The organism is Burkholderia sp. HAN2018, from assembly GCF_024704855.1.
Classification (GTDB): domain Bacteria; phylum Pseudomonadota; class Gammaproteobacteria; order Burkholderiales; family Burkholderiaceae; genus Burkholderia; species Burkholderia cepacia.
Window position 1 is genome coordinate 21,896 of record NZ_QOBB01000155.1, and the last position, 10,330, is coordinate 32,225.

The 10,330-nt window shown below is 68.0% G+C and carries 11 protein-coding genes and 1 tRNA gene; 10 read left to right on the forward strand and 2 right to left on the reverse strand.

From position 1 onward, the window contains the following. Positions 1-79: 79 nt before the first annotated feature. Entirely contained in the window at positions 80-1,003 is a 924-nt protein-coding gene (locus DPV74_RS28985) for a YicC/YloC family endoribonuclease (protein WP_059529547.1), read from the reverse strand. A gap of 173 nt (positions 1,004-1,176) precedes the next feature. Between DPV74_RS28985 and rph the strand changes: the two genes are divergently transcribed. The 9 genes from rph (at position 1,177) to DPV74_RS29030 (ending at position 7,653) form a co-directional block, all read left to right on the forward strand. Then, on the forward strand, positions 1,177-1,908 hold the full coding sequence (gene rph, locus DPV74_RS28990; RefSeq protein WP_059695881.1) for a ribonuclease PH: 732 nt from the start codon (positions 1,177-1,179) through the stop codon (positions 1,906-1,908). A gap of 1 nt (position 1,909) precedes the next feature. Then, positions 1,910-2,536 (forward strand): RdgB/HAM1 family non-canonical purine NTP pyrophosphatase, encoded by a 627-nt coding sequence (rdgB, locus tag DPV74_RS28995; RefSeq protein WP_027788105.1) that lies wholly within the window; start codon positions 1,910-1,912, stop codon positions 2,534-2,536. 34 nt (positions 2,537-2,570) lie between these two features. Next, a complete protein-coding gene (gene hemW, locus DPV74_RS29000; RefSeq protein WP_027788106.1) occupies positions 2,571-3,785 on the forward strand; it encodes a radical SAM family heme chaperone HemW in 1,215 nt (404 codons plus the stop codon). Positions 3,786-3,829: 44 nt separating this feature from the next. Continuing rightward, positions 3,830-3,917, forward strand: a tRNA-Ser gene (locus DPV74_RS29005). A gap of 142 nt (positions 3,918-4,059) precedes the next feature. Next, positions 4,060-4,455 (forward strand): hypothetical protein, encoded by a 396-nt coding sequence (locus DPV74_RS29010; RefSeq protein ID WP_027788107.1) that lies wholly within the window; start codon positions 4,060-4,062, stop codon positions 4,453-4,455. A 188-nt stretch (positions 4,456-4,643) separates the two neighbouring features. Further along, entirely contained in the window at positions 4,644-4,937 is a 294-nt protein-coding gene (locus tag DPV74_RS29015; protein WP_027788108.1) for a hypothetical protein, read from the forward strand. 335 nt (positions 4,938-5,272) lie between these two features. Further along, the gene (locus DPV74_RS29020) at positions 5,273-5,764 is read left to right on the forward strand and encodes an energy transducer TonB (protein WP_119338426.1); all 492 of its coding nucleotides are present in this window, start codon (positions 5,273-5,275) and stop codon (positions 5,762-5,764) included. 294 nt (positions 5,765-6,058) lie between these two features. After that, a complete protein-coding gene (locus DPV74_RS29025; protein ID WP_060193903.1) occupies positions 6,059-7,369 on the forward strand; it encodes an MFS transporter in 1,311 nt (436 codons plus the stop codon). 104 nt (positions 7,370-7,473) lie between these two features. Beyond that, on the forward strand, positions 7,474-7,653 hold the full coding sequence (locus DPV74_RS29030; RefSeq protein WP_119338427.1) for a hypothetical protein: 180 nt from the start codon (positions 7,474-7,476) through the stop codon (positions 7,651-7,653). 20 nt (positions 7,654-7,673) lie between these two features. Here the strand turns inward: DPV74_RS29030 and waaC are convergent, their stop codons facing one another. Further along, complete coding sequence (waaC, locus tag DPV74_RS29035) at positions 7,674-8,672, reverse strand: lipopolysaccharide heptosyltransferase I (RefSeq protein ID WP_119338428.1); 999 nt, start codon at positions 8,670-8,672, stop codon at positions 7,674-7,676. 170 nt (positions 8,673-8,842) lie between these two features. On the opposite strand from waaC, the gene DPV74_RS29040 reads away from it, so the two are divergent. Beyond that, positions 8,843-10,330, forward strand: a 1,488-nt coding sequence (locus DPV74_RS29040) for a chloride channel protein (protein WP_162923163.1), incomplete at its 3' end; no start/stop codon positions are given.

Below are 10,330 nucleotides of genomic sequence, written 5' to 3' on the forward strand. Positions count from 1 at the left end.
CGCCGGGCAGCCCCAAGGAGGCTGGCCGCCCCCTCGGGGGGCAGCGAACATAGTGAGCGTGGGGGTCGTTTCATCTCTGTTACTCCAGGTTTTGCACTTGCTCGCGCATCTGCTCGATCAACAGCTTGAGCGCCATCGATGCGTCGGCCAGTTCCTTCGCCGCCGCCTTCGAGCCGAGCGTGTTTGCTTCTCGATTCAGTTCCTGCATCATGAAGTCGAGACGCTTGCCGACGCGGCCGCCCTTCTCGATCACATGACGCGTTTCGTTCAGGTGCGCGGTGAGACGCGACAGCTCTTCCGCGATGTCGATCCGGATCCCGTACATCGTCACTTCCTGACGAATGCGCTCCGCGGCTTCCTCGCGCGTGACGATCGTCGCGCTGCCTTCGGGCGCCGCGATGCCGAGCGCTTCCTGCAGCCGTTCGACGATCTTCTGCTGATGCTTCGCGATCAGCTCCGGCACGAGCGGCGTGATGCGCGCGACGATCGCTTCCATCTCGGTGACGTTCGACAGCAGCATCGTCGCCAGTTGCGCGCCTTCGCGCGAACGCACGACGACGAGCTCGCCGATCGCCTCCTTGCCGCACGCGAGCACCGCGTCGCGGATCGCTTCCGCCGACACGCCGCTTTCGGCGATCACGCCGGGCCAGCGCAGGATTTCGCCCGCGCGCAGGCGGCCGACGCCCGGGAACGTGTCCAGCACCGAGCGCTCGAGCTCGGCGAGCTGGCCGAGCGCCGACTGGTTCAGCGCGCCGGCGCCGATGCTCTGCTCGCCGCGCTGCAGGTTGATGCGGATGTCGACCTTGCCGCGCGACAGCTTGTTCATCAGCATTTCGCGCAGCGCGGGTTCGCACGCGCGCACGTCGTCCGGCATCCGGAAATTCAGGTCGAGGAAGCGCGAGTTCACGGTGCGCAGTTCGACCGACACGCTGGTGCCGCCGTTACCGGTGGCCGTCGCGAGTTCGCGCGTCGCGCTCGCGTAGCCCGTCATGCTGTAGATCATGGTTCGTCTCGCCGTCTGGGTGCCCTCGCGGGCGGGGATATGTCGAGGCGCCCGGCGCATCGGAAAGCGCGGGGCGGGAAGCGCGCATTATCCCATTTTTGGGAACCACCCCGCCGGGCAAGCCCGCCGTTCGGCGCTAAAATCGGGGTTTCCTCTCGTTCCGCGATTCCCACATGACGTCCTCCGTTTCCCGCCCGAGCGGCCGCCGCGCCGACGAACTGCGCAAGGTCGCCCTCACGCGCCACTACACGAAACACGCCGAAGGCTCGGTGCTGGTCGAATTCGGCGACACCAAGGTGCTCTGCACCGCGAGCGTCTCCGAACGCGTGCCCGATTTCCTGCGCGACCGCGGGCAAGGCTGGCTGACCGCCGAATACGGCATGCTGCCGCGCGCGACGCACACGCGCAGCGACCGCGAAGCCGCACGCGGCAAGCAGACCGGCCGCACGCAGGAAATTCAGCGCCTGATCGGCCGCGCGCTGCGCGCCGTGTTCGACCTCGAGGCGCTCGGCCCGCGCACGATCCACATCGACTGCGACGTGATCCAGGCCGACGGCGGCACGCGCACGGCGAGCATCACCGGCGCGTTCGTCGCCGCACACGACGCCGTGTCGACGCTGATCGCGGCCGGCAAGCTCACGCGCTCGCCGATCACCGACCACGTCGCCGCGATCTCGGTCGGCGTGTACGAGGGCGCGCCCGTGCTCGACCTCGATTACGCGGAAGATTCGCGCTGCGATACCGACATGAACGTCGTGATGACGGGCGCCGGCGGCTTCGTCGAAGTCCAGGGCACGGCCGAAGGCGTGCCGTTCTCGCGCGCCGAGATGAACGCGCTGCTCGACCTCGCGCAAGGCGGGATCGCCGAACTCGTGCAGCTTCAGAAAGACGTGCTGGGCGCCTGACATGCCGGACGACCACACCATCGCACCGCTGTCGCGCATCGTCCTCGCGTCGAACAACGCCGGCAAGCTGCGCGAATTCACCGCGCTGTTCTCGACCGTCGGCATCGAGATCGTCCCGCAGGGCGACCTCGCGGTGCCCGAGGCGGAAGAGCCGTTCGGCACCTTCATCGAGAACGCGCTGACGAAGGCGCGTCACGCGTCGCGGCTCACCGGGCTGCCGGCGATCGCCGACGATTCGGGCCTGTGCGTGCGCGTGCTGCGCGGCGCGCCGGGCGTCTATTCGGCGCGCTATGCGCAGCGCGCGGGCCGCGACAAGGGCGATGCGGCGAACAACGCGTATCTCGTCGAGCAGCTTCGCGGCGTCGACGACCGGCGCGCATACTACTGCTGCGTGCTCGCGCTCGTGCGCCATGCGGACGACCCCGAGCCGCTGTTCGCCGAAGGGCGCTGGGCGGGCGAAATCGTCGATACCCCGCGCGGCGAGCACGGATTCGGCTATGACCCGTATTTCTATCTGCCTTCGCTCGGCGCGACGGCCGCCGAACTCGAACCGGCCGTGAAGAACACGCACAGTCACCGCGCGCTGGCGCTGAAGGCGCTGCTGGCGCGGCTCGCGGAGGAGGCATGAGCATGCCCGATACCCCTTCGCTGCGGGAGGTTGCATGAGCCAGGCCGCGGAAACCGGCGCACGCGTCGTCGCGACCTTCACGTCGCCCGGCCAGGTGCGGCTCACGTCGCTGCCGCCGCTCGCGCTGTACGTGCATTTCCCGTGGTGCGTGCGCAAGTGCCCGTACTGCGATTTCAACTCGCACGAGTGGAAAGGCGAACGGTTTCCGGAAACCGAGTATCTCGACGCGCTGCGCGCCGATCTCGAGCAGGCGCTGCCGCTCGTGTGGGGCCGGCAGGTGCATACGGTGTTCATCGGCGGCGGCACGCCGAGCCTGCTGTCGGCCGCCGGCCTCGACCGGATGCTGTCCGACGTGCGCGCGCTGCTGCCGCTCGACGCCGATGCCGAGATCACGCTCGAGGCGAATCCGGGCACGTTCGAGGCCGCGAAGTTCGCGCAGTTCCGCGCGAGCGGCGTGAACCGCCTGTCGGTCGGCATCCAGAGCTTCAACGAAACACACCTGAAGGCGCTCGGCCGGATTCACGACACCGCGCAGGCGCGCGCGGCCGTCGAGATCGCCGCGAAGAACTTCGACAACTTCAACCTCGACCTGATGTTCGCGCTGCCGAACCAGACGCTCGACGAATGCCGTACCGACATCGAAACCGCACTGTCGTACGCGCCGCCGCATCTGTCGCTGTATCACCTGACGCTCGAGCCGAATACCCTGTTCGCGAAGTTTCCGCCGGTCGTCCCCGATGACGACGCGTCGGCCGACATGCAGGAATGGATTCACGCACGTACGGCCGAGGCCGGTTACGGGCGCTACGAAGTGTCCGCGTATGCGAAGCCGAATCATCAGTGCAAGCACAACCTGAACTACTGGCGTTTCGGCGACTATCTCGGGATCGGTGCGGGTGCGCACACGAAGCTGTCGTTCCCGAACCGGATCCTGCGGCAGGCACGCTACAAGCATCCTGCGACCTTCATCGAGCAGGCGATGGCCGGCACGGCCGTGCAGGAAGAGCGTGAAGTCGGCGCGCGCGACCTGCCGTTCGAGTTCATGCTGAACACGCTGCGGCTCGTCGAGGGCTTCCCCGTGCACAGCTTCGCCGAGCGCACCGGCCTGCCGATGAGCACGATCGAGCCGGCACTGCAGGAAGCGGAACGGCGCGGACTGATCGCACGCGATTTCGCGCAGATCGCGCCGACGCCGCTCGGCCAGCGTTTCCTCAACGACCTGCAGGAATTGTTCCTGCGCGACGATTGAGGGCATGAAGATCGCGGCATTTCGGTTACAATGCCGCCTCGTGTGGAAGCGTGGCCGAGCGGTTTAAGGCACCGGTCTTGAAAACCGGCGACGGGAAACTGTCCGTGAGTTCGAATCTCACCGCTTCCGCCAGGAAGTTTGCCAAACCCCGTCCATTCAGCGAATGACGGGGTTTTTTGTTGGTTCTCGTACGGCTTTCCCCCACGTTCCGACGCGTCCCGCCGGATGCCGTTACAATCCGGCGCTCCGATTCGCGAAACGGGAAACCCACGTCATGAAGCCCCTCATCGTCTCGTCGCTCGTCGCCTTGCTCGCGGCCGTCAGCACGCACGCGGCAGCCGACACCGCGTCCGGCAGCGACGCGCAAGCGTCGTGCGCGATCGCATACGTGTCCGGCGTCGGCGGCTCGCCGCGCGGCCTGAGCGAATACCTCGCGAGCCCGTCGCCGTACAACTACCTGAAAGACAACGACCTCCAGTGCAAGGTGGGAGACGACGGACGCACGTCGAACTGCACCGGCGTGACCTACCTGCGCAACGAACAGGTGAGCGTGTACGACGATTCCGATCCGGCGACGCTCACCGTCGTGGCACGCGTAGAGCTCGACCACGGCCAGAAATACCCGGTGATCATCGTCGTGCAGCGCAAGGACGCCCGCTGCAAACAATGATGCAGCGCCGCGCGCGAACCCGTTCGTCGAAACGGCACGGGCAGCAGCCCGTCATCGCGCCGCACCGCGCCGGAAGCCTCCCGGCCAGCCGCTCGATCACCTAGAATTCGATCAACACGGCGACACGACCGCCGCCGCGTACTCGATGCCGCGCGCGCCACCCCTGCGTGCGGTACACGGAGATCGCCATGACCGAACTGTCGATACCGACGGAACACGTCGATTACGAAGGCTTCGAGGTCCATGTCGTGCCGGCTGCCGTGCCCGGCAGCGACACGCGCTATACCTACACCGGCTACGTATGCCATCCCGGCGCGAATCCCGCGTTACCCGGCCACGCGGTACCGTTCCATGCGGACGGCGAGGAAAGCTTCGCCAGCCTCGATGAAGCCGTCCACGAAGCCGTGCATGTCGGCAAGAGCATCATCGACGGCACGCACCCCGACCTGTCGGTCCTGTCACTCGTCACGCACGGTTTCTGAACCGGGCGACACGCGTCGCTGACGATTGCGCGGGCATCCGCCGCGGTGCTGCCCGCGGCGACGGATGCGCGCTGCCGAACCATCTCCAAGCGCCTGCGCGCCGGTCGCGTTCCTCGCCATGCTTTCAACCGTGCAACACGCGCACCGGGATGCGGACGAGCGGCAGCCGCGCGAGCGTGCCGTCACATGTCACGTCACATTGCGATACGCGAGCACACGCTGCCTCGCCATCAGCGATCGCGACACCCGGCCATCGACCGTTATGTGTTTCTCCCGATGCCGGCTCGCGCCCGTGCGCCTATCATTTTTTTATAGTCACTTCTGGCTAGCCTCCCATGCGCCCCCTTTCCCGTTCGCGCGTCGACCGGCTGCGTGCAGTTGCACTGGCCGTCGTCGCCATGCTCGCGGCGTGCACGATCACGCCGCCTCCGTCGCTGCACTCGATCCTGACGATTCCGTCGATCACACGCAGTGGCAGCCTCGACCAATACCGCGTCGAAGTCGCGCAGCGTGTCGCCGAACGCAATCCGTCCGGCCTGCTGCACGGCACGCCACAGGCCATGCTCCGTTCGCTCGTCGTCGTGGCCTTCACCGTCGATAGCAGCGGCCGGCTCGTCAACGCGTCCGTCTATCGCAGCAACGGCGACAGCGAAGCGGAAGCGCTCGCGCTCGCGTCGCTGCGCCGCTCGGCGCCGCTGCCCCCGCCACCGTCGCGGCTGCTCGACGGCAACGGCCGGCTCGAAATGATGGAAGGCTGGCTCTTCAACGACGACGGCCACTTCCAGTTGCAAAGCACCGCGTCGGCGCAGGCGCAATCGATCGACTGACCGGCCGCCGCACCGCGATTGCCGGTGCGCGGCAGCGCTGGCTATAATTTTCCGCAATCGCGCGGCCATCACGCCGTGCGCGCGTTCGTGCGCCCCACCCGGCATGCGAGCCGACCACGCCGGCACCGGGCGGCGGCGACGTACCCGTCTCCATCGTCGACCGGCGGGTGACGTCCGCGCCATGGCGCGCGTCCACGCCGCTACCGCATCATCCGCTCGGCTGCTCCCCGGCAGGCGTCCGCCTGTCCGACCGCACGCCCAGCCGACCGCCCTAACGACAAAACGGAGACATCCATGTCCGCATCCCCCCCGACCGTTGCACACGCAACCGGTTCGGCCGGCGCCGTCAGCCACCGGCGCATCGTGTTCGCGAGCTTCATCGGCACCGCGATCGAGTTCTACGATTTCTATGTGTACGCAACGGCTGCCGCGCTCGTCATCGGCCCCGTATTCTTTCCACACGGCTCCGCGACCGCACAGGCGCTGTCCGCGTTCGTCACGTTCGGCATCGCATTCATCGCGCGCCCGATCGGCTCGTTCCTGTTCGGGCACTTCGGCGACCGCATCGGGCGCAAATCGACGCTCGTCGCGTCGCTGCTCGTGATGGGCGTATCCACCACCGCAATCGGCTTCGTGCCCGGCTACGACGCGATCGGCACGCTCGCGCCGGTGCTGCTGTGCGTGCTGCGCTTCGGCCAGGGGATCGGCCTCGGCGGCGAATGGGGCGGCGCCGCGCTGCTCGCGACCGAGCATGCGCCGCAGGGCAAGCGCGGCTGGTTCGGCATGTTCCCGCAGCTCGGGCCCTCGGTCGGCTTCCTGATGTCGAACGGCCTGTTCTTCGCGCTTGCGTTGTCGCTGTCGGACGAGCAGTTCCGCAGCTGGGGCTGGCGCATCCCGTTCCTGGTCAGCGCAGTGCTCGTCGCGCTCGGCCTGTACGTGCGACTCAAGATCACCGAAACGCCCGCGTTCCAGGCCGCGCTCGAGCGCAACGAGCGCGTACGCGTGCCGGTCGCGACCCTCGTCACGCAACACTGGCAGCCGACGCTGCTCGGCGCGCTCGCGATGGTCGTCTGCTACACGCTGTTCTATATCTCGACGGTGTTTTCGCTGTCGTACGGCGTGTCGGCGCTGCATATTCCGCGCCAGAGCTTCCTCGGCCTGCTGTGTTTCGCGGTCGTGTTCATGGGACTCGCGACGCCGCTGTCCGCGTGGGCATCCGATCGCTTCGGCCGCAAACCGGTACTCGTCGTGGGCGCGATCGCCGCGCTGCTGTCGGGTTTCGCGATGGAACCGCTGCTCGGCAGCGGCTCGATGCCGCTCGTCGCGCTGTTCCTGACGATCGAGCTGTTCCTGATGGGCGTGACGTTCGCGCCGATGGGCGCGCTGCTGCCGGAACTGTTCCCGACCAACGTCCGCTATACGGGTGCGGGGGTCGCGTACAACCTCGGCGGGATCCTCGGCGCGTCGATCGCGCCGTACATCGCGCAACTGCTGGCGGCGCGCGGCGGGCTGTCGTGGGTCGGCGGATATGTATCGGTTGCGGCGGCCATCAGCCTGATCGGCGTGCTGCTGATGCGCGAAACGCGCGACGCGTCGCTCGTCTGAGTCTCCGGGGCGACCCGGGTTGCGCGGTGGCCGGCGCTGCCTATACTCGATCCCGGGTGCGTCGCCGCGCGCCCCCGGGATCCCGCCCCGAAGGAGCCGCCGCCATGAACATCCGCCTCGGCAATGCCGATCTCGTCCTGATCCTCGCGCTTGCGCTCGGTGGCGCGCTTCTGCTCGCGCTGCGCTTCTGGCCGAAGACGTGGCGTGGCCTCGTGTTCGAGGCGCTGCTGGCGAACCTGGCGGCGATCGCTGCCGTCGTCACGGTCGAGGCGCTGCTCGCCTGAACCGGCCCGCCCCCGCTTCGTCAGGCGGTCAGTCGCGCGCGCCGCGCGCCGTAGGCCGGGCAGACCGTATCGATCGCGTCCAGCGCCTCCTCGACCGACGGCATCGCGCCCGGCTCGCCGATGGACAGGGCATTCGGCGCGCCGCCGATCCCGCAATGGTGCCGCGACGTCGCGACGAAAATCATCACGGTCGGCCGCTGCAACGCGTGCGCCATGTGCACGAACCCCGTATCGACCCCCACCACGAGCGCAGCCCGGCCAAGCGCCGCACCGAGTTCGCGCACCGTCATCGCGGGCAGCACGACCGCCCCCGGCGCGCGCGCGGCGATGTCCTGCGCGTCGTCGTGCTCGGCAGCCGATCCCCACGGCAACAGCACGCGCACGCCGCGCGCCATCATCTGCGTGGCGAGCGCGGCCCAGTGATCGGCCGGCCATTTCTTGTCGGGGTTGGACGTCGCATGGAACAACAGCATGAACGGTGCGCCGTCGGTCACGGCCGTCGGCAGGTTCGCGTCCTGCGGCGGGACGATGCCGTACGCGGCGACACCCTCGGGCGCGTAACCGAGCGCCTCGCCCGCGCTCACGCGCATCCCGTGCCAAGCGTCGCAATCCGGCCGCGGGCCGAAGCGCTGCGAATACGCGAAGCGTGCGCCCGTTTCGCCGAGATCCTGCGTCTGGTAGCCGACGCGGCGCGCGGCGCGCGCCAGCAGCGAAATGATCGCGCTCTTGTAGACGCCGTGCAGGTCGATCACCGCATCGTAGCGGTGCGCCCGCAGCGCGCTGATCGACGCCGAGATCGCCTTCAGGTCGCCGCGATTGCGCATCTTCTTGAAACGGCGCAGCGGCGCGCAAAGGACATGGCTGACGCCCGGATGCCAGCGCACGACCTCCGCGCACGATTCGTCCACCGCCCAGTCGACCGTTACGCCGGGAAAGGCGCGATGCAGATCCGCGACGACAGGCAGCGTCTGGACGACGTCGCCGAGCGACGTCACTTTCACGATGAGGATGCGTTTCACGTTTGCGGGGAAGAGCGAGCCATTTGGGGATGCTAACGACGGATACCCGCCGCGAACATTACTCCTGAATTACATTTGCAACGAAATGCTACAAGCTTGCGAAACCCTGTCGCCCACTGTGCGACCCAGGTTCCTTTTTATAATGTCTCCTTTGCCTGATGGCCCCGCCGATGCCACGCCCCGCTCTTGCCGCCCTTCCCGCCCTGTTTCCCGCCCTCACCCGACGCTCGCTGAGAATCTGGCGCCAGTACGGCGTTTTCTGGCTCGGCGCGATCGTCGTCGGCCTCGCGGCCGTGCTCTACGCGCGACTGATCGACTGGGGCTATGAAAGCTTCCGCACGATGCGCGATCACGCCGCGTGGCTGCCGCTGCTGCTGACGCCGGCAATCGCCGCTGTGTCGGTATGGATCACGCGCCGCTTCTTCCGCGGCGCCGAGGGCAGCGGCATCCCGCAGGTGATCGCGACGCTGCATGCGCGCCCGAGCGCGTTCGGCTCCCGGCTGCTGACGCTGCGCATCCTGTTCGGCAAGGTGCTGGTGTCGTTCCTCGGCATCCTGGGCGGCTTCACGATCGGCCGCGAAGGGCCGACCGTGCAGGTCGGCGCGGCGCTGATGTTCAACCTGCGGCGCTTCTACCCGCGCTCGAACGCGCAGATCGAACGCCAGCTGGTGCTCGCCGGCGCGGCGGCCGGGCTGTCGGCCGCGTTCAATACGCCGCTCGCCGGGATCGTGTTCGCGATCGAGGAGCTGACGCGCAGCTTCTCCGCGCGCGCCAGCGGCGTGCTGATCACCGCGATCATACTCGCCGGCGTCGTCGCGCTCGGCCTGAACGGCAACTACACGTATTTCGGTACGATCGATGCCGGCCCCCATTTCCCGAAACTGCTGGCGCTCGCCGTGCTGGTCACCGCGATCGTGACCGGAATCGCGGGCGGGCTGTTCTGCTGGCTGCTGCTCAACACGGGACGCTGGCTGCCCGCGCGGCTGCTGGGCCTGTATCGCGAGCGGCCGATCGCGTTCGCCGCGCTGTGCGGCTTCGCGATCGCCGTCGTCGGCCTCGTATCGGGCGGCACGACCTTCGGCAGCGGCTATGCCGAAGCACGCGGCCTGCTCGACGGCAGCCAGCATCTGTCGGTGTTCTACCCGTTCCTGAAAATGGTGTCGATGGTCGCATCGTACCTGCCGGGCATCCCCGGCGGGATCTTCGCCCCGTCGCTGTCGATCGGCGCAGGGTTCGGCAACCTGCTGCACGTCGTGTTCAGCAACATGAGCCTGCCGATGCTGATCGCGCTCGCGATGGTGGGCTATATGGCGGCCGTCACGCAGTCGCCGATCACGTCGTTCGTGATCGTGATGGAGATGATCAACGGTCACGCACTCGTGATTTCGCTGATGGCCACCGCGTTGGTGTCGAGCCGCGTATCGCGCTTCTTCGCGCCGCCGCTCTACGAAACGCTCGCGCTGCGCTATCTCGCGCCGCCCGTCGCGGCCGCGGAACCGGCCGCGGCAGCCGCGGCGAGCACGACGGTGGCAACCGGCATCACCGAACCGCAGGATGCGGCCGCCGCGCCCGCCGACCCGCTCGACACGCTGCGCGACGAAGGTGGTGAAGTACCGCCCGCCACCGCACCGACCGAAGGCGCCGCCGATGCGCCGGCG

Excerpts from the sequence above, each read along its gene's own strand:
- DPV74_RS29030 (WP_119338427.1), top strand. The coding sequence starts at position 7,474 with ATGAACATCCGCCTCGGCAATGCCGATCTCGTCCTGATCCTCGCGCTT.
- rdgB (WP_027788105.1), top strand. The coding sequence starts at position 1,910 with ATGCCGGACGACCACACCATCGCACCGCTGTCGCGCATCGTCCTCGCG.
- DPV74_RS29020 (WP_119338426.1), top strand. The coding sequence starts at position 5,273 with ATGCGCCCCCTTTCCCGTTCGCGCGTCGACCGGCTGCGTGCAGTTGCA.
- rph (WP_059695881.1), top strand. The coding sequence starts at position 1,177 with ATGACGTCCTCCGTTTCCCGCCCGAGCGGCCGCCGCGCCGACGAACTG.
- DPV74_RS29025 (WP_060193903.1), top strand. The coding sequence starts at position 6,059 with ATGTCCGCATCCCCCCCGACCGTTGCACACGCAACCGGTTCGGCCGGC.
- hemW (WP_027788106.1), top strand. The coding sequence starts at position 2,571 with ATGAGCCAGGCCGCGGAAACCGGCGCACGCGTCGTCGCGACCTTCACG.
- DPV74_RS28985 (WP_059529547.1), bottom strand. The coding sequence starts at position 1,003 with ATGATCTACAGCATGACGGGCTACGCGAGCGCGACGCGCGAACTCGCG.
- DPV74_RS29010 (WP_027788107.1), top strand. The coding sequence starts at position 4,060 with ATGAAGCCCCTCATCGTCTCGTCGCTCGTCGCCTTGCTCGCGGCCGTC.
- DPV74_RS29015 (WP_027788108.1), top strand. The coding sequence starts at position 4,644 with ATGACCGAACTGTCGATACCGACGGAACACGTCGATTACGAAGGCTTC.